Source organism: Kosakonia cowanii JCM 10956 = DSM 18146, assembly GCF_001975225.1.
In the GTDB taxonomy this organism is placed as follows: Bacteria; Pseudomonadota; Gammaproteobacteria; order Enterobacterales; family Enterobacteriaceae; genus Kosakonia; species Kosakonia cowanii.
In genome coordinates this window covers 4,562,875-4,587,382 of record NZ_CP019445.1, presented here as the reverse complement: position 1 = coordinate 4,587,382, position 24,508 = coordinate 4,562,875, and the positions used below count along the sequence as shown (strand labels likewise).

Sequence of the window (24,508 nt, the reverse complement as noted above, 5' to 3'; positions counted from 1 at the left end):
TGGTTTATGTTATAGCACCATTTTAGAAGAAAATGTGACAGGTTTAACTGCTGGCTGCGAGGCGCTTCGCAAGGGGATTCAATTGCATGCTTTTTCAGCGGTTGATAAAGGGGTGGTGATTTTGCCGTTGACACCTGACAAGGGAATTCATATCATGCCGCCCGTCAACACGACACGCTTTACGCGATGGGGCTATAGCTCAGCTGGGAGAGCGCTTGCATGGCATGCAAGAGGTCAGCGGTTCGATCCCGCTTAGCTCCACCAAATTCCGAACCCAACGGAACTGGTGCGTAAAGTAACATTGTGGGGCTATAGCTCAGCTGGGAGAGCGCTTGCATGGCATGCAAGAGGTCAGCGGTTCGATCCCGCTTAGCTCCACCAAAATTTGAACCCTCGCGTTTACGCGGGGGTTTTTTATTTCGGGTTTTCTCTACGCTGTTGCCTGATAAAGATGCATCTCTGCCATTTTCTCGCCCATTTCCCTTGCTTGCTTCACCCTTTCAATAAACCTATTATTCATGGTAATTATTTTTTAACCACCAGAGCCGACATTATTTTATGAAATCCGGTTACGTGAAGCCGTTTCTGCTGGCGTTAATGATGTGCCTGGTGGCCATTCCCGTAGCCCGTTATATTTCGCCGAAAACGGTCGTTGATGGCGGCAATATTTATCTCGCCTGGTTACCGTTAAGCGTTACGCTGGCGCTGCTGCTGTTATTTGGTCGACACGCCATTGCGCCGCTCATTGTCGGCTTCGCCATCATTAATGAGATTGCCTTTCATCTGCCTTTCGACGAAGCGGCAGTGCTGCTCTTCTGCCAGCTGTTTATTCTCTTTATCGTGTGCGGCATTGTCCGCTGGCAGCTTGGTTCGCGCTGGCGTTACGGTATTCCTAATAAAAATATGGGGGTACGCATTTTATGGCTGGGGTTTATTGCGCCCGTCGGGATAAAAATAGCAATGTATCTTGCCGGGGAGTGGCTTAATTATCCGGTCTATCTCTCCAATTATTTCGGCAGCGGTTCGTTAATATTCTCAATAATCGATATTCAGAGTTTGATGTGTTCGGCGTTGATTTTTACCATGATTGTTTATTATCCGATGCGCATGATCCTCAATCCGCGCTTCGCAAAGGTGTGGTGGCGTCGTAGCGTTGTTCCCTGTTTTAGCAAAAGAAAACGTTTATTTAGCCTGGGCTGGCTGGCGACATTAATCACCGTTGTGGCGCTTCTATGCGCGCCCTATAAATCAGATCTGATTGCCGGTTATCTGGTACCAGTGATCTTTATTATCTTCAATTTTGGCTGTAGCCGCCTGCCGGGCACTTTTCTGACGCTGAGCTGGTCCATATCGGCTTTCCTGTTACTGGCCTATAACAACAACTTTTTTCATGGCGTACGTGCGGATTACTCGCTGGCGTTTGTCATGTCAGTGTTGATCTGTTTCACCGTCTGCCTGCTCTATAACATCCGCGTTTTCAACCGCAGCCTGTGGCTAAAGCGGCGCTGGCAGGCGCAAGCGATGAGCGATCCCCTCACCGGGTTGCCCAATTTGCGTGCGCTGGAAAGAGAAGTGGAGCGCCAGCCGGGCAGCATCGTCTGCTGCCTGCATATGAAAAATCTCGATTTTCTCAGCCGTCACTTCGGCATGATGATGCGCGTGCATGTGAAGCGCAGCGTCACCCGGACGCTGCAACCCTGGCTGCGTGAAGGAGAGCATTTTTTTCAGCTGCCCGGCAGTGAATTACTCCTGCTACTCAATGGGCCAGAAACCCTGGCGCGCCTGCACTCGATGTTGGATCGCCTTAACAGCCAGCGCATCTGCTGGAATAAGAACCCGCTGGAGATTGAATTCGGTGCCTCGTGGGGCGAACTGCAGGGCAACCGGGAGGCGTTGCAGCAGACGCTCGGCCAACTGAGTTGGCTGTCAGAGCAGACGGACAGCGAAAATCGCGTGCTGGCGCTCACTAACAGCCTGGCGGAAGTGAATACCCAGACCACTGAGCGCGTGCTGCAACTGGAGAGGGTGAAACGGGCGCTGGAGGAGGGCGGCATTACGCTCTATGCCCAGCCCATCGTCGATGCCAGTGGCGAGGGCTATCACGAGATCCTCTCAAGGCTGGTCAGCGACGGTCATATCATCACGCCTGACCAGTTTATTCCGGTGATTGCCCAGTTCGATCTCGGTTCGCGCTTCGATATGCAGGTCGTCGAAACGCTGCTGAAATGGATGCAGGCGCATCCGCAGCCCGCTGCAAAGGCGCGTTTCTCCCTCAATCTGATGCCGCTGACCCTGATGCAACAATCCTTCGCTACGCAGTTTCTTGCACTGTTTGCGCGCTACGGTATCGCCGCACAGGCGGTGATTATCGAAATTACCGAGGAGCAGGCCTTCTCTCACTCGGAAGTGAGCATCCGTAATATCACGCGCTTACGCGAGGCGGGGTTTATGATCGCCATTGATGACTTCGGCACCGGCTACGCCAACTTCGAACGTTTAAAGCGCATCAAGGCGGATATCATCAAAATCGACGGCTGTTTTGTGCGCGATATCCTCACTGATCCGCAGGATGCGATGATCGTGAAAGCGATATGCGATCTGGCGAAGGCCAAAGGTCTGACGGTGGTGGCCGAGTACGTGGAGAGCGAGGCGCAGCGCGAGCTGCTGCTGAATGCGGGCGTTGATTACCTGCAGGGCTATCTGCTCGGCAAGCCGCAGCCGCTGGCATAAAAAAACCGGGGCAGGCCCCGGTTTTTGTTAACGCATGTTCGAATCAGATAACCAGCGCCGCGATCGCCGCAGAGAGCACGCTCACCAGCGTCGAACCGTAAACCAGCTTCAGACCAAAGCGGGAAACCACGTTGCCCTGCTCTTCGTTCAGGCCTTTGATCGCGCCTGCGATAATGCCGATAGAGGAGAAGTTAGCAAAGGAGACCAGGAAGACCGAGAGGATACCTTCCGAACGTGGAGAGAGGGTGGAGGCAATTTTCTGCAGATCCATCATCGCCACGAATTCGTTGGAGACCAGTTTGGTCGCCATGATACTCGCCACCTGCAACGCTTCATGAGCCGGGACGCCCAGCACCCAGGCAACCGGGTAGAAGATGTACCCCAGAATGCCCTGGAAGGAGATGCCCAGCACGGCAGCGAAGAGGGCGTTCAGGCCGGAAATCAGCGCGATAAAGCCAATCAGCATCGCCGCAACGATAATCGCCACTTTAAAACCTGCCAGAATGTATTCACCCAGCATCTCAAAGAAGCTCTGACCTTCGTGCAGTTTCGCCATCTGCAAGTTCTCTTCGCTCTCATCCACGCGGTACGGGTTGAGCAGCGAGAGCACGATAAAGGTACTGAACATGTTCAGCACCAGCGCCGCGACGACATATTTCGGTTGCAGCATGGTCATGTAGGCACCCACAATCGACATTGAAACCGTCGACATTGCGGTCGCAGCCATGGTGTACATGCGGTTGCGTGACATTTTGCCGAGGATATCTTTATAAGCAATAAAGTTCTCAGATTGACCCAGAATCAGGGAGCTGACCGCGTTAAACGATTCCAGTTTACCCATGCCGTTCACTTTCGACAGCACCGTACCGATGGCGCGAATCACAATCGGCAGTACGCGAATGTGCTGCAAAATACCAATCAGCGCAGAGATAAAGACGATCGGGCAGAGCACTTTCAGGAAGAAGAAGGCCAGGCCTTCGTCATTCATTTTGCCGAAGACGAAGTTGGTGCCTTCGTTGGCAAAGCCGAGCAGTTTTTCAAACATCTCGGAGAAGCCTTTTACGAAGCCGAGGCCAACATCAGAGTTGAGGAAGAACCAGGCCAGCACAACTTCAATCACCAGCAGTTGAATAACAAAGCGGATGCGGATCTTTTTGCGATCGCTGCTCACGAGCAAGGCAAGCAGCGCCACAACAGCAAGCGCCAGGACAAAGTGCAGAACGCGGGACATATTTGCTCCAAATATGAGACGGGTAGGAATTTCGTGCACATTCTATGTAACAAGACAAAAGAAAACGAGATCAAAGGCACACTATATTAATGTCCTGTGACCAGACTCAAAATTAGTGATCAAACATACAATTCAGGTATGTTAATAAAGGCCGTGAAAAGTTGCGTCACGCTGCTAGACTCATAACATAACGCTGCGGTAAATGTTGTCGCCGCCGTCACCATCCTTGGCATTCAACCCTTCTATTGTTTCAGGCTATCAGAGAAATCAAGTAAACCCATCTTAATGATCTTGATAATCATTCTCATTTTGGTAGCATCAAACATAGCAAAGGCTATATTTAGGGGCAATAAATGAGCAGTAGTCGCGTGGAGAGTACTAACGGAAGAGCAGCGCGCAAACTCAGGTTTGCGTTGATGGGACCTGCATTTATTGCGGCTATTGGTTACATCGATCCGGGTAACTTTGCCACCAATATTCAGGCGGGCGCGACCTTCGGCTACCAGCTTTTATGGGTGGTGGTGTGGGCGAACCTGATGGCGATGCTCATTCAGCTGCTTTCTGCCAAGCTCGGTATTGCGACCGGCAAAAACCTCGCGGAGCAGATCCGCGATCACTATCCGCGCCCGCTGGTCTGGTTTTACTGGGTGCAGGCGGAAATTATCGCCATGGCGACGGATCTCGCGGAGTTTATCGGCGCGGCGATTGGCTTCAAACTGATCCTCGGCGTGTCGCTGATGCAGGGCGCGGTGCTGACCGGGATCGCCACCTTCCTGATCCTGATGCTGCAAAAGCGCGGGCAGAAACCGCTGGAAAAAGTGATTGGCGGCCTGCTGCTGTTTGTCGCGGCGGCCTATATTGTCGAACTCATTTTTTCCCAGCCGAAGCTGGCGGCGCTGGCGAAAGGGATTGTTATTCCTACGCTTTCAGGCACTGATGCGGTGTTCCTTGCCGCCGGGGTGCTGGGTGCGACCATTATGCCGCACGTCATCTATCTGCACTCCTCCTTAACGCAGAACCTGCATGATGGGACGCGCCGTGAGCGTTATTCCGCCACCAAATGGGATGTCGGGCTGGCAATGACCATTGCCGGATTTGTTAACCTGGCGATGATGGCGACAGCTGCGGCGGCGTTTCACTTTAATGGACACACCGGGGTGGCCGATCTCGACCAGGCCTATTTAACGCTGGAGCCACTGTTAAGCCATGCCGCGGCGACTATTTTCGGCCTCAGTCTGGTGGCTGCGGGTCTCTCTTCGACCGTTGTCGGTACGCTGGCCGGACAGGTGGTGATGCAGGGGTTTGTCCGGTTCCATATTCCGCTGTGGGTGCGCCGTACCATCACCATGATGCCGTCGTTTATTGTTATCTGGCTGGGGCTGGATCCGACGCGAATCCTGGTGATGAGCCAGGTGCTGCTGAGCTTTGGGATCGCGCTGGCGCTGGTGCCGCTGCTAGTATTTACCAGTAATGCAAAACTGATGGGCGAACTGGTGAATACCGCGCTGGTAAGACGCACTGGCTGGGTGATTGTCGCGCTGGTGGTGTGCCTGAATGGCTGGCTGCTGGTGGGAACGCTTGCCGAGTTGATGGGTAAATAACGCCCAATGGCGGTGGGCGTATCGGGTCTACGTATCTTTTTTGCGGCTTGAATGCCCGATGGCGCTGCGCTTATCGGGCCTACGGTTTCTGCTGCGGAGTGACGGTTTGATGCTGAATGCCCGATGGCGCTGCGCTTATCGGGCCTACGAATCTTGTGCGATTTGAAGGTTCGGTGCTGAATGCCCGATGGCGCTGCGCTTATCGGGCCTACGAATCTTGTGCGGTTTGAAGGTTCGGTGCCGAATGCCCGATGGCGCTACGCTTATCGGGCCTACGAATCTTGTGCGGTTTGAAGGTTCGAGGCTGAATGCCTGATGGCGCTGCGCTTATCGGGCCTACGAATCTTGTGCGGTTTGAAGGTTCGGTGCTGAATGCCCGATGGCGCTGCGCTTATCGGGCCTATGAATCTTCTGCGGTTTGAAGGTTCGGTGTTGAATGCCCGATGGCGCTGCGCTTATTGGGCCTACAAAAATTTACCGGCGCACAAAAACTTTTCGGGGGCTGGATCGCGTAGGCCGGATAAGGCGTTAGCCGCCATCCGGCACTGTACTTTTCATCGGGTAATCAAACTACCTGCGAAACACAATTAATGGTGGTGTCCATGCCCGTGACCGCGACCCGGTCCACGGCGATCGTCACGATCGTTCCAGCCTTCGCGATAGCCGCGCTCATAGGCGTCACGCTTGTCCCAACCACGTTTATCCCAGCCACGATGCCAGCCGCGGTCATGTTTATGCCAGCGGTGATCGCGCCACTCATAATTATTGTTCCAGTAATTGCGGTCGCGCCAGCGGCCGCCGTCCCAGTAGTTACCATAATTATCGCGATCGCCGATCTGCAATTTAACCGACGGCAACAGGGTGATTTCTCCAGCATTGGCGGCCAGCGGCGCAAAAGCCAGTAATACTGCTGCCAGAATCAGTGACCTGAACATACTCTTCTCCTTCACGATCGGGCCGGGGAGGCCTGTGGCGGCAATATTACGGGGCGCGCAAACCCCGTATTAGTGGCGGAACTCCTAAATCATCGTTAATAGCACGTTTTGCTAAATTGCTTGCTTACTGCGTGCCGGCGAGAATGGCATCAATCTCCTCGCACTCCTGTGCGCTAAACGTCCGGTTCGCCAGCATCCCCACTGCATCGTCTAGCTGGCTGGTCTTACTGGCACCAATCAGCACCGACGTCACTTTCCCGCCGCGCAGCACCCACGCCAGCGCCATCTGCGACAGCTTCTGCCCGCGCCGCTCGGCCACGGCATTCAGCGCCCGCACCGTCGCCAGCTTCTCTTCGGTGAGTTGATCCGGGTTGAGGAAGCGGCTACCGCTCGCCGCGCGCGAATCCGCCGGGATCCCTTGCAGATAGCGGTCAGTCAACTGCCCACCTGCCAGCGGCGAAAATGCGATACTACCAACCCCTTTCTCCTGCAACAGATCCAGCAGCTCGCTTTCGACCCAGCGTTCAAACAGCGAGTATTTCGGCTGATGGATTAGGCACGGCGTGCCGAGATCGTTAAGGATCTCGATCGCTTCCCGCGCCTGCGCCGCCGGGTAGTTCGACAGCCCGACATAGAGCGCCTTGCCCTGGCGCACCAGGTGATCGAGTGCGCGCATCGTCTCTTTCAGTGGCGTCTCAGGATCCGGGCGGTGATGATAGAAAATATCGACATACTCAATGCCCATGCGCCGCAGGCTCTGATCGAGGCTGGCAACCAGATATTTGCGCGATCCCCAGTCGCCATAAGGGCCGTCCCACATGGTGTAACCGGCTTTGCTGGAGATAATCAGCTCATCACGATAGGGGCGGAAATCCTCCTGCATGATGCGCCCAAAGTTGCTCTCGGCCGAGCCGGGCGGTGGCCCGTAATTATTCGCCAGATCGAAATGGGTGATGCCGAGATCAAAGGCGTGGCGCAGCAGCTGTCGGCTGGTCTCAAGCAGTGTCGCATCGCCAAAGTTATGCCACAGCCCGAGCGACACCAAAGGCAATTTAAGCCCGCTCTCGCCGCAACGGTTATAGGCCATTTTTTCATAACGTGCGGGGTCCGCCAGGTAAACCATGCAAATACTCCTGATAAAGGGGAAGCGATAAATTCCAGGCACCAAAGCGCGCCATGTTGCGCACTATTTCAGCGCACAAACGCACGCCAGGTATCTCCTTGTAACGTACTGCGGCAGTAAGGCAGTAATCAGTCTGAAAGCTTAGGGCTAATCTGTGATGTAGATCGATAATAAAGGGGCACTCGTGATATGGTCGTTGTCGTTACAGCGCCTTGAATTTACAGTGTGCCAAAGATTTATTCTGACTTTAGCGGAGCCGTAGAAGAATGAAAAAATATGCTTTAGTGGGAGACGTGGGCGGCACCAACGCGCGCTTAGCGTTGTGTGATGTCGAGACCGGCGACATTTCCCGGGCGAAGACCTATTCAGGTCTTGATTACCCCAGCCTGGAAGCGGTCGTTCGCGTTTACCTCGAAGAGCACGAGGTGAGTGTGGAAGATGGCTGTATCGCCATCGCTTGCCCCATCACCGGCGACTGGGTGGCGATGACCAACCACACCTGGGCCTTCTCCATTGACGAAATGAGGCAAAACCTCGGCTTCGCGCATCTGGAGATCATCAATGATTTCACCGCCGTTTCGATGGCTATCCCGATGCTGAAAGCGGAACACCTGATTCAGTTTGGCGGCAACGCGCCGGTTGAAGGCAAACCGATTGCCGTTTACGGCGCTGGCACCGGTCTTGGCGTCGCGCATCTGGTGCATGTGGATAAGCGTTGGGTGAGCCTGCCGGGCGAAGGCGGCCACGTCGATTTCGCGCCGAACAGCGAAGAGGAGGGGATTATCCTTGAGGAGCTGCGGGCTGAAATTGGCCACGTCTCTGCCGAGCGCGTGCTCTCCGGCCCCGGGCTTATCAACCTCTACCGCGCGATTGTGAAATCAGACGGTCGCCTGCCGGAAAACCTGCAACCAAAAGATATTACCGAGCGTGCATTGTCGGACAGCTGCACTGACTGTCGCCGCGCGCTGTCGCTGTTTTGCGTGATTATGGGCCGTTTTGGCGGCAACCTGGCGCTCAATCTCGGCACGTTTGGCGGCGTTTACATCGCGGGCGGTATCGTGCCGCGCTTCCTTGATTTCTTCACCGCGTCCGGTTTTCGCGGCGGCTTCGAAGATAAAGGGCGCTTCAAAGCCTATGTGCAGGATATTCCGGTCTACCTGATTGTCCACGATAATCCAGGCCTGCTGGGCTCCGGCGCACATCTGCGCCAGACGCTGGGTTATGTCCTCTAAAGATTCATCAGTTGCCTGAATTCTTTTACCTTGCTGCGGCTGACGGGCACCTGAAAATCGAGGTCCCGCAGCCGCAGAATATAGGTGTTGTTAAACCAGGGTTCGATCTCGCGGATCTTGTCCAGATTAACGCAGTATGAGCGGTGGCAGCGGAAGAAGTGCGCCGTCGGCAGCTTGCTGCAAAACTCGGTAATATTCATCGGCATCACGTACGATTCCCGCTTGGTATAGACAAACGTCATCTTCTCGTGCGCTTCTGCGTAATAGATATCGTGAATACTGGTAACAATAATTCGCTCATCTTTCACCAGGTTAATGGTGGCGTTTTCCCGCGATTGCGGGCTGCTCGCGGTACCTGCCTGCTGTTGCCAGGCGCTCTCCAGCTTCTGCAACATATTGACGATGCGTGACTCCTGATAGGGTTTCAGGATGTAGTCGAACGCTTCAAGTTCAAACGCCTCGACCGCATGCTCTTTCCACGCGGTGATAAAGACAATAAAGGGCTTATGGGCGAACTGGCTGATATTCTGCGCCAGCAATACGCCATCCAGCGACGGGATGTTGATATCAAGAAAAATGGCGTCCACGCGGTTGTGCTGTAAGTACTTCAGCACGTCGAGACCATCATCGAACGTGCCGACAATCTCCATCTGGCTGTGCTCGCGAATAAGCCAGCTTAGCTCCTGCTGCGCCAGGAATTCATCTTCTACAATGATGACTTTCATCTTCTCTCCGGTGAGGGCAACAGCGTCGCGCGCGACGTCTGGCGGGGCACATAAAAGGCGATTTCGGTGCCCGGCATCAGGCGGCGAATATGCAGCCCTTCGCCATACAGTAGTTTCACCCGCTGATGAACATTCAGCAGACCAATTTTATTCCCCGGCATTTCGTCTGCTTCGACGCGGGCAATCATTTCCGGCGCAATGCCGTTGCCGGTATCGCGCACCGCAATGCGCACCCGGTTGCCGCACTCTTCCACGCTAATGGTGACCACGCCTTTGCCTTTACAGGGCTGAATACCGTGGACAATCGCATTCTCTACCAGCGGCTGGATCAGCAGGCTCGGGATCACGCAGCTCACCTCTTCATCGATATCATAGATTACCGTCAGCTTATCGCCGAAGCGCGCCTGCTCAATGGCGATATAGTCCTTGATTTGGTAAAGCTCTTTTTTAATGTCGATCTGCTCATCATCTTTTAATTCAATGTTATAGCGCAGGTAGCGCGACAGATTGTAAATCAGCTGGCGTGCGGTATCGGGATTGAGGCGAATGGATGAGGAGATGGCATTCAGGGCGTTAAAGAGAAAGTGGGGGTTAATTTTACTTTGCAGTGCGCGCAGCTCCGCTTTATTGGCCATCTCGCGCAGCTGTTCGGCGCGTGAGACTTCTAACTGCGTTGAGATAATCTGCGATAAGCCGACCGCCATATCCTGCAATGCGGAGGTAATCTGATGCGCGTGGCAGTAGTAGATTTTTAGCGTGCCGGTGACGATGCCCTGCTCGCGCAGCGGGATCACCAGCATCGAGTGGATCTCCGGCGTGCGGTGCGCTTCATCATTGTTTTTAATGATAATTTCACCGGTGGTAATCGCCTGCTGGGTGGTCGGGCTAATAATATCATCGTTGTCGAGGTAGTTATTTTCGCCCACCCCGACATACGCCAGCACGTGATCAACGTTGGTGATCGCCACCGCATCGGCGTCAATATCGCGGCGAATGATGTCGCACACCTGGCGCAGCGACTCGCTGTTCACATTGCGAAATAGCGGCAGCGTTTTATTGGCAATATCCAGCGCCAGCCGCGCCTGCCGCCCGGCAATCGCCTCTTTTTCCCCCTCGACGCTCTGCACCAGCAGCACAATAAAGCCGATACAGACCGTGCCGAAGATCATCGGCGCGCCGATTTTCGCCACGATATCCAGCCCCAGCGCGGTAGAAGGCGCCCAGATCACCACCAGCAGCATGGTCAGGCTTTCGCAAATCATCCCGCCGATAATCCCGGCGCGCCAGTGCTGGGCTTTGGGGAACTTTCGGTTAATCAGCCCCGACATCACGCCAGCGATAATACTGGTGATAAAACAGGGCACGGCAGTCACACCGCCAATATCAATCAGGTAGCGGTGCGTGCCGGCGATAATGCCGGTAATAATGCCGACCCACGGGCCAAACAGGATACCGCCGGACATCACGGCAATAATGCGCACGTTGACCAGCGATCCCTCCACCGGCACGCCGGACCAGGTGCTGAACAGCGCAAACAGAGAGAAGATCGCCGTTACGCCGAGCAACTCCTTCGGTGAGTGAGCGGTTTTATGCAGCAGCTCGCGAAACAGGCGGATGCGGATCAGAAAGAAGAGGCAGATCAGCATCAACGCCGCGCGGTCAAAAACCGCCAGCAACATGTCGAATATTTCGTGCACGGAGGACTCATGTGATAGAGGTCAAAGGGCTATGATAAAAAACCCGGCGGCAGATCACCAGTTAACCATTGATTAGATGAATGGGGAAAAACCCTTTTTTAAAAAGGGGATTAAAAGATATCCGACGCAGGGCTAGAGATACCTTAACCCGGCTGGGTGTAAGGCAATTTTCTTTTTATCATATTGTTAATAAAAAGCTGCTCTCATCCTCTTAAGCGGCAATCCCTTTTCGGTTGCTCAAATTACGTTTCCTCTTTTGCGCTACCGCACTATTTTTTCGTTTCCCTCTCGACAGGTGGAATTTAATCAGGCTATGTTCTGAACAGGCTGCACATGCAGCGACGTCGCTCGGACGGTCCGGGCGCTAACGTAACTTCGAGGAATCTATGGCTGACTCCAGTCCTGAACGCCGTTTCACGCGTATCGATCGTCTTCCCCCCTATGTGTTTAATATCACTGCTGAATTGAAAATGGCTGCGCGACGCCGCGGCGAGGACATTATCGATTTCAGTATGGGCAACCCGGATGGTGCCACCCCGCCGCATATTGTGGAAAAACTCTGCACCGTGGCGCAGCGCCCCGATACGCACGGGTACTCCACCTCGCGCGGTATTCCGCGTCTGCGCCGGGCAATTTCACGCTGGTATCAGGATCGTTACCAGGTGGACATTGACCCGGAAACGGAGGCGATTGTCACCATCGGTTCGAAAGAGGGGCTGGCGCACCTGATGCTGGCAACGCTGGATCACGGCGATACCGTGCTGGTGCCGAACCCGAGCTATCCGATCCATATCTACGGCGCGGTGATCGCCGGTGCGCAGGTGCGATCGGTGCCGCTGGTGGAAGGGGTCGACTTCTTTAACGAGCTGGAGCGGGCGATCCGCGAAAGTTATCCGAAGCCGAAAATGATGATTTTAGGCTTCCCGTCGAACCCGACCGCGCAGTGCGTGGAGCTGGAGTTCTTCGAGAAAGTGGTGGCGCTGGCGAAGCGTTATGATGTGCTGGTGGTGCACGATTTGGCCTACGCCGATATCGTCTTTGATGGCTGGAAAGCACCGTCCATTATGCAGGTGCCCGGCGCGCGCGATGTGGCCGTTGAGTTCTTCACCCTGTCGAAAAGTTACAATATGGCGGGCTGGCGCATTGGCTTTATGGTCGGCAACCCAACGCTGGTCAACGCGCTGGCGCGTATCAAAAGCTACCACGATTACGGCACCTTCACACCGCTACAGGTTGCGGCAATTGCTGCGCTGGAAGGGGATCAGCAGTGCGTGCACGATATCGCCGCGCAGTATAAGCGCCGCCGCGATGTGCTGGTCAAAGGGCTGCATGAAGCGGGCTGGATGGTCGAGATGCCGAAAGCATCAATGTACGTCTGGGCAAAAATCCCGGAGCAGTATGCGGCGATGGGCTCGCTGGAGTTTGCGAAAAAGCTGCTGAAGGAGGCGAAAGTGTGCGTCTCGCCCGGTGTCGGCTTCGGTGATTATGGCGATACCCATGTGCGCTTTGCGCTCATTGAGAACCGCGATCGTATCCGCCAGGCGGTGCGCGGCATCAAAGCGATGTTCCGCGCCGATGGCCTGTTTCCCGTGACGCCAAAAGGGGCGGCGGAAGAGACCCAGCCATAACAGTCAGCCATAAAAAAAGGAGCCGCATGGCTCCTTATTTTTTTCTGCGCTATGGCTCAGGCTAGATCATCAGGGCGAATGTACCGGCCCACACGATAACCATCACCGATATGCCCATAAAGAAATATTTCACGTTCATCGCTCCGCACACAAAGTATGCATTAATGATCTGTCAGGACTGAGTATAGAGAGGTGAAACTACGCCAAAACGAAAATGAGAATTTTCTCCCTTTCGGCCACAGCGCCATCTCAGAATTTCGGGTGAATTCATCACCAAACGGGGGCTAATGTACGCTTAATTTTTTGCCCTTACAAGAGCCTTTTTTCTATTTAATTTTAGCAACTTACACAGTGTCGGGCTTTGGCGACACAATACTTTCACTGCTAAATAAATTGCCCTTGGGCGACGATTTTTTTGCGCTGCTGAAACGGTTCATTTGCGGTTGAAATATAAGGCGAATTTTATGTGGTACGTCACAGTTTGCTGCTTGCAGCCATGTTATTGGCGGCACTGCCCGCAGCAAACGCGCCGCAGAGTTGACAAGCGAATCATTATGCAAATAAATGTCTATACAACACATGACAAGAGAACCATATGATTGAGCTGACCTCTGACGATCGTCTGTGGCGTAACGCAACGCTTACGACCATGGATCCCACGCGAGCAGAACCCTATGGCCTGCTTGAGCGCCATGCCATCGTGGTGCGCAACGGGCAGATCCGCGCAATCGTGCCGGAGAGTGAACTGCCCGCGCATGTGCCGCAGAGCACCGATCTGCAGGGCCGTCTGGTGACGCCCGGTTTAATCGACTGTCATACCCACCTTGTTTTTGCCGGTAACCGCGCCCAGGAGTGGGAGCAGCGGTTAAACGGTGTCTCGTACCAGCAAATCAGCGCCGAAGGCGGCGGGATTAGCTCAACCGTGCGGGCGACGCGGGAGTGTCCCGAAGGCCAGCTGCTGGAACTGGCGCAGTCGCGGCTTGCACGGCTGATGCGCGAAGGCGTCACCACGATTGAGATCAAATCGGGTTACGGGCTGGATGTCGCCAGCGAAGAGAAGATGCTGCGCGTCGCCGGTAAGCTTGCGCAAAACAACGCGGTGGAAGTGAGCCGCACGCTGCTCGCCGCGCACGCCGCGCCGCCGGAGTATAAAACGGACCCGCAGGCCTACATTGATCTGGTCTGCAACACCATTTTGCCTACCCTTGCGGACAAAGGTCTGTTTGACGCGGTAGATGCGTTTTGTGAAAACGTCGGTTTTACTCCGTCGCAAACCGAGCAGGTGTTTCGCGCCGCGCAGGCGCTCGGCATTCCGGTGAAAGGCCATGTTGAGCAGCTCTCCTCGTTGGGCGGCGCGGAGCTGGTCAGCCGCTTTAAGGGCTTATCCGCCGATCATATTGAGTACCTGAGCGAATCGGGCGTGATGGCGATGCGCGCCAGCGGCACCGTTGCTGTTCTGCTGCCCGGTGCCTTCTATTTTCTTAATGAAACGCAAAAACCGCCGGTCGCCCTGCTGCGCCAGCAGGGGGTGCCGATGGCGGTAGCAACGGATTTCAACCCTGGCACCAGCCCCTTTGCCAGCCTGCATCTGGCGATGAATATGGCCTGCGTGAAGTTTGGCCTGACGCCGGAAGAGGCCTGGGCGGGCGTCACGCGTCATGCTGCGCAGGCGCTAGGTCGTAAGCAAACCCATGGTCAGTTGGCCGCCGGGTTTGTCGCCGATTTTGTCGTCTGGGACGCTAATCATCCGGTGGAGATGATCTACGAGCCGGGACGTAATCCGCTTTATCAACGCATTTTCCGTGGCGAGGTCACTGCATGAATCTATGGAAGCCGGTAGCGCCTGCGTGCTGGCAGGGCAGGGATGACAGCGGCGAAGCGGCAAATGCCCTGCGCCTGTTTCAGACCGTCACTCAGGCGGCGACATTTGCGCCCGAGCAGCATCGCGGCAAGACGGCGCTGCTCGGCTTTGCCTGTGATGAGGGGGTGAAGCGCAATCAGGGGCGCGCGGGGGCCGCGAAGGGGCCGTTTGCCCTGCGTACAGCACTGGCTAATATGGCCAGCCACGGCGGGCATCAACATCTTGTTGATTTGGGTAATATTGTCGCCCGGCCGGAGGCGCTGGAGCAGGCGCAGCAGGCGCTGCATGATGCGGTGCTCGCCTGCCAGCAGGCGCAGATGCGCACGCTGGTGTTTGGCGGCGGGCATGAAACGGCCTTTGGCCACGGCTCGGCAATCCTTGATGCTTTCCCCCATGAGCAGGTTGCGATTATCAATCTTGATGCGCACCTTGATTTACGCCACGCGGCGCGCGCCAGCTCCGGCACGCCGTTTCGCCAGCTGGCCCAGCAGTGCGACACTCAGCAGCGCGGCTTTCACTACACCTGTTTCGGTGCCAGCCAGGCGGCCAATACCCAGGCGCTGTGGGATGAAGCGACGCGCCGCAACGTGACGGTAGTTGAGGATCTGGCGCTGTTAAACGCCTTCGAAACTGAAGCGCTACCGGAAATTAAACGCATCATTGAGCAGCACGACAGGATCTATCTGACCATCGATCTCGACGTGCTGCCCGCCTGGGAGATGGCCGCCGTCTCTGCGCCAGCGGCGCTGGGTGTGCCGATGCACCTGCTGCTGCGCATTATCGAACCGCTGTGTCGCAGCGGCAAAGTGCAGGCGGTGGATTTAGTGGAGTTTAATCCGGCGTTTGATCACGCAGGGCAGGGCGCGAAAGCCGCTGCCCGGCTGGCCTGGCAAATCCTGCACTGGTGGCAGTGATATACTCACCTGACAAATAACAATAAGGAATTGCCGCGCTATGTATTCACCCCGCCCCCGGGTGGCTCCGGCCACCGCGCCCGTGCCCTTTTACGAGAAGGTCAAGCAGGCCATCAGCGAGAAGATCGCCGCCGGTATCTGGCGCCCGCACGATCGCATCCCCTCAGAAGCGGAGCTGGTAGCGCAGTTTGGTTTTAGCCGCATGACCATTAACCGCGCGGTGCGCGCGCTGACCGATGAGGGGTTACTGGTACGCTTGCAAGGCGTCGGCACCTTTGTTGCCGAGCCGAAAGGGCAATCGGCGCTGTTCGAGGTGCGCAGCATTGCCGATGAGATTGCCGACCGCCATCATCAGCACCGCTGTGAAGTGCTGCTGCTGGAGGCGCGCGCCGCCGACGCAACCCAGGCCGCGGCGTTAAACGTGGCGGAAGGGACACGCATTTTTCACTCGCGCATGGTGCATTTTGAGAATGGCACCCCGGTGCAGATTGAGGAGCGCTGGGTCAATGCCGACGTGGTGCCGGAGTATCTGCAACAGGATTACACGCAGACTACCGCTCATGCTTATCTGTCGCTGATTGCGCCGCTCACTGAAGGGGAGCACATTGTGGAAGCCGTGCATGCCTCGGCTGAAGAGTGCCGTTTGTTGCAGATCCAGGAGCACGATCCCTGCCTGTTGATCCGCCGCCGTACCTGGTCGACATCGCAGATTGTCTCCCACGCCAGCCTGCTTTACCCCGGCTCCCGCTACCGTTTACAGGGGCATTTCGGCTCCTGAGCGCTGTCAGCAGCAAAAGCGTGATTGTTAGCGCACTATCAGAAAAATGTATCTTAAGTGTTAAATCCTGCCTTGCGCGCAATTGTATAGACAAGTATATGTGTTTACACACTCATCGCGTGATTTCAGGAGAACAACGATGTCGCATATCCCCTCTCGCCCGCAGGCGATCCGCGCCCGCGAGGCTCGGCGCTGACGGCCAAAAGCTGGCTGACCGAAGCGCCGCTGCGCATGTTAATGAACAACCTCGACCCGGAGGTGGCGGAAAACCCGCAGGCGCTGGTGGTGTATGGCGGTATCGGGCGCGCGGCGCGTAACTGGGAGTGCTACGACGCTATCGTTCAGGCGCTGACGAATCTGGAGAACGATGAAACGCTGCTGGTGCAGTCCGGCAAGCCGGTCGGCGTGTTTAAAACCCATGAAAATGCACCGCGCGTACTGATTGCCAACTCTAACCTCGTGCCGCACTGGGCGACGTGGGAGCACTTTAACGAGCTGGATGCGAAAGGGCTGGCGATGTATGGCCAGATGACCGCCGGAAGCTGGATCTATATCGGCAGCCAGGGGATCATCCAGGGCACCTATGAAACCTTTGTTGAAGCCGGGCGTCAGCACTACGGCGGTGATTTAACCGGGCGCTGGGTGTTAACCGCCGGGCTGGGCGGCATGGGCGGCGCACAGCCGCTGGCAGCGACGCTGGCCGGTGCCTGTTCGCTGGTGATTGAGTGCCAGCAGAGCCGCATCGATTTCCGCCTGCGCACCCGCTATATCGACGAGCAGGCCAGCTCCCTCGACGACGCGCTGGCGAGAATCAAACGCTACACCGCTGAGGGCAGGGCGGTTTCCGTGGCGCTCTGCGCCAACGCCGCCGAAGTGTTGCCCCAGCTGGTGCAGCGCGGCGTGCGCCCGGACATGGTCACCGATCAAACCAGCGCCCACGACCCGCTGCATGGCTACCTGCCAAAGGGCTGGACATGGGAAGAGTATCAACGCAAAGCCGAATCCGATCCGCAGCAGACCGTGCAGGCAGCAAAAGAGAGCATGGCGGAACACGTCAACGCGATGCTGGCGTTTCAGCAGATGGGCGTGCCGACTTTTGATTACGGCAACAACATTCGTCAGATGGCGAAAGAGATGGGCGTCACCAACGCCTTTGATTTCCCCGGTTTTGTCCCGGCGTATATTCGCCCACTCTTCTGCCGCGGCATTGGCCCGTTCCGCTGGGTGGCGCTCTCCGGCGATGCAGAAGATATCTACAAAACCGATGCCAAAGTGAAAGCGATGATTGACGATCCGCACCTGCACCGCTGGCTCGATATGGCGCGCGAGCGCATCAGCTTCCAGGGCTTACCGGCGCGCATCTGCTGGGTGGGGCTGGAGTGGCGACAAAAACTGGGGCTGGCGTTTAACGAAATGGTGCGCAGCGGCGAAGTTTCAGCGCCGATTGTGATTGGCCGTGACCACCTCGACTCCGGCTCGGTTGCCAGCCCGAACCGCGAAACGGAAGCGATGCGCGACGGCTCCGATGCCGTCTCCGACTGGCCACTGCTCAACGCGCTGCTTAACACCGCCAGCGGAGCCACCTGGGTTTCGCTGCACCACGGTGGCGGCGTCGGCATGGGCTTTTCACAGCATGCGGGGATGGTGATTGTCTGCGACGGCAGCGATGAAGCGGCGGCGCGGATTGCCCGCGTACTGCATAACGATCCGGCCACCGGCGTAATGCGCCACGCCGATGCCGGGTATGAGAGCGCCATTGAGTGCGCGGTTGAACAGGGGCTTAACTTACCGATGGTGGCCGCCACCCAGGGGAAACGTTCATGAACATCACGCTACACCTTATTCCCGGCCAGTTGACGCTGGCGCAGCTTCGCGACGCCTGGCGTCAGCCGTTACACGTCACTCTGGATGAAAGCGCTTTTGCTGATATTGCGCAAAGCGTCGCCTGCGTTAACGCCATTATGGCTGAGGGGCGCACGGCCTACGGTATCAACACCGGCTTTGGCCTGCTGGCGCAGACGCGTATCGCCACCGAAGACCTGGAAAACCTGCAACGCTCGCTGGTGCTCTCCCATGCCGCGGGCGTTGGCGAGCCGCTGGATGAGGCGATGGTGCGCCTGATAATGCTGCTGAAAATCAACAGCCTCGCGCGCGGCTTCTCTGGCATCCGTTTGCGGGTGATCCAACTGCTTATAGATATGCTCAACGCCGGTGTTTATCCGTGGATCCCGGCGAAAGGCTCCGTGGGTGCCTCCGGCGATCTCGCGCCGCTGGCGCATCTCTCCCTGACGCTGCTTGGCGAAGGTAAAGCGCGCTTTCACGGCGAGTGGCTGCCCTCCAGCGAGGCGCTTAACCGCGCCGGTCTGGTGCCGCTGAAGCTGGCGGCAAAAGAGGGGCTTGCCCTGCTGAACGGCACGCAAACCTCCACCGCTTTTGCGCTGCGCGGGCTGTTTGAAGCTGAAGATCTCTTCGCGTCGGCTGTAGTATGCGGGGCGCTGACCACCGAAGCGGCGCTCGGCTCCCGTCGGCCTTTTGATGCGCGTATTCACGACGTGCGCGGTCAGCGCGGGCAGATTGACGCCGCCGCGCTCTACCGCCATCTGCTTACTGATGACAGCGCGATTGCGCAATCCCATCACAACTGCAACAAGGTGCAGGATCCCTACTCATTACGCTGCCAGCCGCAGGTGATGGGCGCCTGTTTAACGCAACTGCGCTTTGCCGCCGAAGTGCTGTTAACCGAAGCAAATGCCGTTTCCGATAATCCGCTGGTCTTCGCTGCACAGAATGACGTTATCTCCGGCGGCAACTTCCATGCCGAGCCGGTAGCGATGGCGGCCGATAACCTCGCGCTGGCGATTGCCGAAATTGGCGCGCTGGCGGAGCGGCGTATCGCGCTGCTGATGGACAGCCATATGTCGCAGTTGCCCCCCTTCCTGGTGAAAAACGGCGGCGTCAACTCCGGGTTTATGATTGCCCAGGTGACGGCGGCGGCGCTGGCAAGTGAAAACAAAGCGCTGGCGCACCCGCACAGCGTCGACAGCCTGCCGACCTCCGCCAATCAGGAGGATCACGTCTCGATGGCACCCGCCGCCGGTCGCCGCCTGTGGGAGATGGCAGCCAATACCCGCGGCGTGATTGCCGTCGAGTGGCTGGCCGCCTGCCAGGGGCTGGATCTGCGCGAAGGTTTAACCACCAGCCCGCTGCTGGAGCAGGCCCGCAGCCTGCTGCGCGAGCAGGTCACGCACTATGCGCAGGACCGCTTCTTCGCCCCCGATATCGAGGCCGCGATGACGCTGCTCAGCGCAGGACATCTGCGGCAACTGCTGCCAGAAATACTTTCACCTGCAAACTAAACACCCAGCCCGGCACCTACGCCGGGCTTTTTATTGCCTGTTAAACAGCTTATCCAGGCATCATTCACCTTCGCGCCATGACGGCTATCACGGCGCGGCGATAGCGGCTTCCGGTTAGGTCACGGAGTTGGTAAATTGAGCCACGGAGAGTGACTTTATAAAGAAGGGAAGGCCGGGTGAGTGGGAAAATTGATTATCAGATTGAGAAATATAGCTTTGCCGACGTCGCCGGTACGCCGCGTCTGGCGCAGCAGTGGCGTGATGTGCTGGATGAGTGCCGCCAGCTTAATGCCGGAGCCGAAGAGCGGCTGCGCATTGCGCTGCTCAATGTTGATTATGTCACCAGCTTTGAGCTTCCCTTCCGTTTACTCTTGACCCGCGCGCCGCAGCTGATTGCCGCGCTGCGCGACGAATTCAGTCTGGCGCAGAAAAATGTCGTGTTTAATGGCAAGCGTTTTGGCTGCGTCTACAGCCTGAAAACTGATTTAAACGCCATTCCCGATACCTTCCAGTACCGCCTTGCGACGCGTATCCGGCGCATCGATCCGACCGGTACGACGGCCGCGCCCTACCAGCAGATCGCCAAAGAGATAAAAGCCCCGCGCGAGCGGCTGAAACAGGCGCTGGAGTCTGGTTTGCAGGTGACCGCGCTGGATGGGCTGTTCTGGTTTGGGCTACAACGCATAGCCGCAGATGTGCAGCGGCTGCGCAAAAGCGGGATGGCGATCGCCACCGCTGAAACCGAGGTGTTCGACGATCTTACCGGCACCACGCGGCTGATGCCGATTTACCGCCGCGCCGAAAAATAGCTGCCGTCGGCGGTAAATTTATCAAAGTGATACTCCTTTTCCCGGCTTGATAAGGGCCGGGCGCGCATCTGCCTGCTTTTTATCCGTTATTGCCGCTTTTCGCCCTGTTTCGTCTGTTTTTTATCCAAATTGAAAGTGGCATAGCCATTGCTTATAGCAATCATCCTTTTGCTAGTGGAGAGCGCATAACAATGGAGACGGTGCTGGTTGGCAGTGAAGTAGCCCGCGTAGACGGGCTGGCCAAAGTCAGGGGAACAGCGATTTATGGCGACGATATCCGGCTGAAAAACATGCTTTACGGCGTCTGTCGCTATGTCGATATCGCCGCGGGACGCGTTGATTCAGTCGATCTCAGTGAAGCTGAAAAGGTGCCTGGCGTGGTGCGTATCGCCACCTGGAAGGATATCCCCGGCCAGCGCAAGCTGGGGGTGATCATCCCCGATTACCCGCCGATTATCGACAATGAGGTGGCCTATCGCGGCGACGTGATTGCCGTTGTGGCCGCGGAGAGCTATCAGGCCGCCTGCCTGGCGGTAGACAAAATTAAGCTCACCTATTCGCCCTGCGAGCCGATCACCTCCCCGGAGGAGGCCCTGAAACCGGGCGCGCGGCTGATCCACAGTGCGCTTGAGAGCAATGTGATCAACCGCCATCACACGGTAAAAGGGGATATTGAGGCCGGGTTTGCCGCCTCGACGAAGATCATTGAGCGCGATTATGAGGTGGGGTTCCAGGAGCACGCCTATATCGAGCCGGAGTCGATCACCGCGTGGCTGGATGATGACCAGCAGATTATGACTCTGGCGGGATCGATTCAGAATGCGCACCGTATTCGCGGCATCGTCGCCAAATACCTCGATCTGCCGCAGAGCAAGGTGAATGTAAAACGCTCGGTGCTCGGCGGCTCGTTTGGCGGCAAAGATGACATTATTGATAACCTCGCCTGCCGCGCGGCGCTGCTGGTGCAGCTGACGGGACGTCCGGTCAAGATGACCTATAACCGCGAACAGTCGATGCGCGAAAGCTATAAGCGCCACCCCTATAAATTGCATTACCGCATTGGTCTTGATGATGATGCCCGCATTCAGGCGATGCAGATCAATATCATCGCCGACGGCGGCAGCTACGCCGGGCAGACGATGTTCGTCACCTGGCGCAGCTCGGTGCAGGCGGCGGGCCCCTATAACATTCCCAACGTGCGCGTCGATATCACCGGCGTCTACACCAACAATAACTACACCTCGGCTTATCGCGGTTACGGCGCGCCTCAAATCATCTTCGCCAATGAATCCCTGATGGATGAAGTGGCAGAGATAATGGGTATCTCGCCGGTGGAGCTGCGGCTGCGCAATATTCTGCGCCAGGGCGATACCAGCATGGCAGGTCAGCGGATGTGCGATCACACCGTCTCGGCGCAGGAGGTGCTGGAAACCTCGGTGCTTAAAGCCGAGTTCGAGGCGCGGCGGGCGCACTATCAGCAGCTGAATGCCGAGGGCGGCCCGGTACGTTACGGCATCGGCCTGGCGCTGAGCCACCGTGGCTGCTCGCTCGGTGCGGAGGGGCTGGATGCGTCATCTGCGCTGATGCAGGTTAATGCCGACGGTAGTATCAATATCTCCACTTCGGTCTCGGAGAACGGGCAGGGGTTGCAGACCACCATGTCGCTGCTGGCGGCGGAAGCCTTCGGCATACCGCTTGCGCACGTCACCTTTAGCGAACCGGCGACGGCGATGATTGCCGATGGCGGCTCTACCGTCGCCTCGCGCGGCACGTTGATGGGGGGACAGGCGATCCTCAGCGCCGCCAATACCATTAAAAATCGGATGGCCGCCGCCATCCTGGCAACTCTGCACGCCGGTGAGATAGCGGATCTGGTATGGCGCGACGGGCACGTCTTCAACCGCCATCAGCCACAGCGCCGTCTCACGTTTCAGCAGGTGGTCGATATGACCCGCGCCACCGGCGCGAACTTATCCGCCTACGGCTGGCATGTGGCCCCGCCCATTCACTGGGATGAGGAGAAGGGGAGCGGCAGCCCCTATTTCACCTGGGTCTACGGTTGCCAGATTGCCGATGTGGCGGTCGATCTGCGCACCGGCAAAGTGACGGTCAACAGCGTGGTTGCGACCCACGATGTCGGCAAGGTGATCAATCCGGTCGGCTTTAATGGCCAGATTTACGGCGGCGTGCTGCAAGGGATGATTGGCTACGGCATGCTGGAGGATTTCAATACCGAACAGGGGGTGGTGAAGTCGGAGAATTTCGACACCTACCTGCTGCCGACCATCAAAGATATGCCGTCAATTATCATCAACGCCATCGAAAATGCCGATAAAGCGGGGCCGATGGGAGGAAAAGTGATCGGCGAGCCGGTGCTTGAACTTGGTGCTGCGGCGCTCAATAACGCGGTGAGTTTCGCCATCGGCCGCTTTAACCGCACGCTACCGCTGACCCTTGAGCAGGTCAGGCTCGGTTATAACCTGAAAAAACCGGCGCGCCAGAGCGAGCGGCTGTTCGATTGCGGCCCTAAAAAAGAGGTGCACCGGCTTAATACGGTGTCGCTGAAAGTGGCGCACACCTTAAAAGAAGCGTTAACCCTGATGGCAGAAAACGCAGCGCAGCCGATTGCCGGCGGCACGGATGTGCTGGTACAGGCGCGCCTGCGCTGTGACGCGGTGCCGCTGATCAATATTGCCGGGCTGGCTGAACTGAAAGAGATCTTCGATCTCGACGGTGGGCTGTCGATTGGTGCCGGGGTCTGCTTCAGCGATTTGATTAAACATCCGCTGGTACAGCAGCGCTATCCCTTGCTTATCACCGCCTGCAAAACCATCGGCTCGTTACAGCTTCGCAACCGCGCCACGCTCGGTGGCAATGTGGTCAATGCCGCGCCCTGCGCCGACTCCCTGCCGCCGCTGATTATCTATGACGCGCAGGTGGAGCTGCGCAGCCTGCGCGGTACGCGCCGTCTGCCGGTGAGCGAGTTTGTCACCGATGGCTATCGCACCGGTATCGCTGCCGATGAACTTGTCACCCGCTTTGTTCTGCCGGTTCCGATGACCCAGCCGCTGGTGGAGTGCTACCTGCAACTGGGGCGGCGCAATGCGCTCAACATCACAAGGCAAAGCCTGAGTGGACAATTTCATGTCGATAGCCGAGGCACCATCCGTATCTGCCGGCTGGTCGACGGCGCGCTGATGCGAAAACCGCAGCGGCTAAGCCCGGTAGAAGAGGCACTGGTCGGCCAGCCGCTGAACGCCGCCTCGATTGATAAAGCGGCGCAGGTGCTGAAAGGGATGGTTGACGAGGCCATTGGCGGGCGCTGGTCTGCGCCGTACAAAATCCCGGTATTTGTCGATATGTTCCGCCTGATGATGCAGGACGTAATAACCGAGCAGAGCAACTAAGGAGCGCGAAGATGCACCCAATCGAACTGAAAGTGAATGGCATCCGTATTCGCCGCGACGTGGACGATAACCTGCGGCTTATCGATCTGCTGCGCGACGACTTACGCCTGACCGGCACCAAAGAGGGGTGTTCCGTGGGCGAGTGCGGTGCCTGTACCGTAATGCTTGATGGCAAGGCGGTCTGCTCATGCCTGCTGCTCGCCGCCCAGTGTCACGGTGCGGAGGTGACCACCATTGAAGCCCTGCATCACGACCCGGTGGGCAAACGTCTGCAAAATGCGTTTGTGCGCCACGGCGGCGTCCAGTGCGGCTTCTGCACGCCAGGGGTGTTAATGAGCACTAAAGCGCTGCTGGAGGTGAACCCCGCGCCGGATGATGACGCACTGAAAGAGGGGCTGGAGGGGAATTTGTGCCGCTGTACTGGCTATCAGCCGATCATCACCTCCATCAAAGCAGTGCTGAAAGGCGAGGCGTGAAAAGG

General features: G+C 57.0%; 18 protein-coding genes and 2 tRNA genes. 14 read left to right on the top strand and 6 right to left on the bottom strand.

Annotated features, from left to right (window positions below):
* Window positions 1-188: 188 nt before the first annotated feature.
* The 3 genes from BWI95_RS21720 (at window position 189) to BWI95_RS21710 (ending at window position 2,730) form a co-directional block, all read left to right on the top strand.
* A tRNA-Ala gene (locus BWI95_RS21720) sits at window positions 189-264 on the top strand.
* A 41-nt stretch (window positions 265-305) separates the two neighbouring features.
* Window positions 306-381: transfer RNA gene (locus BWI95_RS21715), tRNA-Ala, on the top strand.
* Window positions 382-558: 177 nt separating this feature from the next.
* On the top strand, window positions 559-2,730 hold the full coding sequence (locus tag BWI95_RS21710) for a bifunctional diguanylate cyclase/phosphodiesterase (RefSeq protein WP_076770236.1): 2,172 nt from the start codon (window positions 559-561) through the stop codon (window positions 2,728-2,730).
* Window positions 2,731-2,773: 43 nt separating this feature from the next.
* On the opposite strand, the gene BWI95_RS21705 is transcribed toward BWI95_RS21710, so the two are convergent.
* Complete coding sequence (locus tag BWI95_RS21705) at window positions 2,774-3,961, bottom strand: NupC/NupG family nucleoside CNT transporter (protein WP_023479798.1); 1,188 nt, start codon at window positions 3,959-3,961, stop codon at window positions 2,774-2,776.
* Window positions 3,962-4,314: 353 nt separating this feature from the next.
* Here BWI95_RS21705 and BWI95_RS21700 point away from each other — a divergent pair, with 353 nt between their 5' ends.
* Window positions 4,315-5,562, top strand: coding sequence for an Nramp family divalent metal transporter (locus BWI95_RS21700; RefSeq protein WP_054803855.1), 1,248 nt, complete (start codon window positions 4,315-4,317; stop codon window positions 5,560-5,562).
* A gap of 587 nt (window positions 5,563-6,149) precedes the next feature.
* Here BWI95_RS21700 and BWI95_RS21695 read toward each other — a convergent pair.
* Together BWI95_RS21695 and mgrA are read right to left on the bottom strand one after the other, a co-directional pair.
* Window positions 6,150-6,497: a DUF2502 domain-containing protein gene (locus BWI95_RS21695; protein WP_023479767.1), complete on the bottom strand. Its 348-nt coding sequence runs from the start codon at window positions 6,495-6,497 to the stop codon at window positions 6,150-6,152.
* A 124-nt stretch (window positions 6,498-6,621) separates the two neighbouring features.
* Window positions 6,622-7,620, bottom strand: a complete 999-nt coding sequence (gene mgrA / locus BWI95_RS21690; protein ID WP_076770235.1) for an L-glyceraldehyde 3-phosphate reductase — start codon at window positions 7,618-7,620, stop codon at window positions 6,622-6,624.
* A gap of 266 nt (window positions 7,621-7,886) precedes the next feature.
* On the opposite strand from mgrA, the gene glk reads away from it, so the two are divergent.
* Window positions 7,887-8,852: a glucokinase gene (gene glk, locus BWI95_RS21685; RefSeq protein WP_023479899.1), complete on the top strand. Its 966-nt coding sequence runs from the start codon at window positions 7,887-7,889 to the stop codon at window positions 8,850-8,852.
* Here the strand turns inward: glk and BWI95_RS21680 are convergent.
* Window positions 8,849-9,577, bottom strand: a complete 729-nt coding sequence (locus BWI95_RS21680; protein ID WP_023479711.1) for a LytR/AlgR family response regulator transcription factor — start codon at window positions 9,575-9,577, stop codon at window positions 8,849-8,851. The two genes, glk and BWI95_RS21680, sit on opposite strands and share 4 nt — an antisense overlap.
* Window positions 9,574-11,274 carry a sensor histidine kinase gene (locus BWI95_RS21675; RefSeq protein ID WP_076770234.1) on the bottom strand — a complete coding sequence of 567 codons (1,701 nt, stop codon included), beginning with the start codon at window positions 11,272-11,274 and terminating at the stop codon, window positions 9,574-9,576. Before BWI95_RS21675 ends, BWI95_RS21680 begins: the two co-directional genes overlap by 4 nt.
* Window positions 11,275-11,660: 386 nt before the next feature.
* Here BWI95_RS21675 and alaC point away from each other — a divergent pair, with 386 nt between their 5' ends.
* Window positions 11,661-12,902, top strand: a complete 1,242-nt coding sequence (gene alaC, locus BWI95_RS21670) for an alanine transaminase (protein ID WP_054803854.1) — start codon at window positions 11,661-11,663, stop codon at window positions 12,900-12,902.
* Window positions 12,903-12,963: 61 nt separating this feature from the next.
* Here alaC and ypdK read toward each other — a convergent pair whose 3' ends face one another.
* Complete coding sequence (gene ypdK, locus BWI95_RS23455; protein ID WP_099458783.1) at window positions 12,964-13,035, bottom strand: membrane protein YpdK; 72 nt, start codon at window positions 13,033-13,035, stop codon at window positions 12,964-12,966.
* A 462-nt stretch (window positions 13,036-13,497) separates the two neighbouring features.
* On the opposite strand from ypdK, the gene hutI reads away from it, so the two are divergent.
* From hutI to BWI95_RS21630, 8 genes are all read left to right on the top strand, one after another.
* Entirely contained in the window at window positions 13,498-14,724 is a 1,227-nt protein-coding gene (gene hutI, locus BWI95_RS21665; RefSeq protein ID WP_076770233.1) for an imidazolonepropionase, read from the top strand.
* Window positions 14,721-15,677, top strand: a complete 957-nt coding sequence (gene hutG / locus BWI95_RS21660; protein WP_054803853.1) for a formimidoylglutamase — start codon at window positions 14,721-14,723, stop codon at window positions 15,675-15,677. The genes hutI and hutG overlap by 4 nt, the downstream gene beginning before the upstream one ends.
* A gap of 40 nt (window positions 15,678-15,717) precedes the next feature.
* Entirely contained in the window at window positions 15,718-16,455 is a 738-nt protein-coding gene (locus BWI95_RS21655; RefSeq protein WP_054803852.1) for a histidine utilization repressor, read from the top strand.
* Between the two features lie 192 nt (window positions 16,456-16,647).
* The gene (gene hutU / locus BWI95_RS21650; RefSeq protein WP_156884940.1) at window positions 16,648-18,279 is read left to right on the top strand and encodes a urocanate hydratase; all 1,632 of its coding nucleotides are present in this window, start codon (window positions 16,648-16,650) and stop codon (window positions 18,277-18,279) included.
* On the top strand, window positions 18,276-19,811 hold the full coding sequence (hutH, locus tag BWI95_RS21645) for a histidine ammonia-lyase (protein ID WP_054803850.1): 1,536 nt from the start codon (window positions 18,276-18,278) through the stop codon (window positions 19,809-19,811). Before hutU ends, hutH begins: the two co-directional genes overlap by 4 nt.
* A gap of 176 nt (window positions 19,812-19,987) precedes the next feature.
* Window positions 19,988-20,620: an ECs1377 family protein gene (locus BWI95_RS21640; protein WP_054803849.1), complete on the top strand. Its 633-nt coding sequence runs from the start codon at window positions 19,988-19,990 to the stop codon at window positions 20,618-20,620.
* Window positions 20,621-20,811: 191 nt separating this feature from the next.
* The gene (locus BWI95_RS21635) at window positions 20,812-24,027 is read left to right on the top strand and encodes a molybdopterin cofactor-binding domain-containing protein (protein WP_076770232.1); all 3,216 of its coding nucleotides are present in this window, start codon (window positions 20,812-20,814) and stop codon (window positions 24,025-24,027) included.
* A gap of 11 nt (window positions 24,028-24,038) precedes the next feature.
* Complete coding sequence (locus BWI95_RS21630; protein WP_054803848.1) at window positions 24,039-24,503, top strand: (2Fe-2S)-binding protein; 465 nt, start codon at window positions 24,039-24,041, stop codon at window positions 24,501-24,503.
* Window positions 24,504-24,508 lie beyond the last annotated feature (5 nt).

Excerpts from the sequence above, each read along its gene's own strand:
- BWI95_RS21710 (WP_076770236.1), top strand. The coding sequence starts at position 559 with ATGAAATCCGGTTACGTGAAGCCGTTTCTGCTGGCGTTAATGATGTGC.
- BWI95_RS21705 (WP_023479798.1), bottom strand. The coding sequence starts at position 3,961 with ATGTCCCGCGTTCTGCACTTTGTCCTGGCGCTTGCTGTTGTGGCGCTG.
- BWI95_RS21700 (WP_054803855.1), top strand. The coding sequence starts at position 4,315 with ATGAGCAGTAGTCGCGTGGAGAGTACTAACGGAAGAGCAGCGCGCAAA.
- BWI95_RS21695 (WP_023479767.1), bottom strand. The coding sequence starts at position 6,497 with ATGTTCAGGTCACTGATTCTGGCAGCAGTATTACTGGCTTTTGCGCCG.
- mgrA (WP_076770235.1), bottom strand. The coding sequence starts at position 7,620 with ATGGTTTACCTGGCGGACCCCGCACGTTATGAAAAAATGGCCTATAAC.
- glk (WP_023479899.1), top strand. The coding sequence starts at position 7,887 with ATGAAAAAATATGCTTTAGTGGGAGACGTGGGCGGCACCAACGCGCGC.
- BWI95_RS21680 (WP_023479711.1), bottom strand. The coding sequence starts at position 9,577 with ATGAAAGTCATCATTGTAGAAGATGAATTCCTGGCGCAGCAGGAGCTA.
- alaC (WP_054803854.1), top strand. The coding sequence starts at position 11,661 with ATGGCTGACTCCAGTCCTGAACGCCGTTTCACGCGTATCGATCGTCTT.
- hutI (WP_076770233.1), top strand. The coding sequence starts at position 13,498 with ATGATTGAGCTGACCTCTGACGATCGTCTGTGGCGTAACGCAACGCTT.
- hutG (WP_054803853.1), top strand. The coding sequence starts at position 14,721 with ATGAATCTATGGAAGCCGGTAGCGCCTGCGTGCTGGCAGGGCAGGGAT.
- BWI95_RS21655 (WP_054803852.1), top strand. The coding sequence starts at position 15,718 with ATGTATTCACCCCGCCCCCGGGTGGCTCCGGCCACCGCGCCCGTGCCC.
- hutH (WP_054803850.1), top strand. The coding sequence starts at position 18,276 with ATGAACATCACGCTACACCTTATTCCCGGCCAGTTGACGCTGGCGCAG.
- BWI95_RS21635 (WP_076770232.1), top strand. The coding sequence starts at position 20,812 with ATGGAGACGGTGCTGGTTGGCAGTGAAGTAGCCCGCGTAGACGGGCTG.
- BWI95_RS21630 (WP_054803848.1), top strand. The coding sequence starts at position 24,039 with ATGCACCCAATCGAACTGAAAGTGAATGGCATCCGTATTCGCCGCGAC.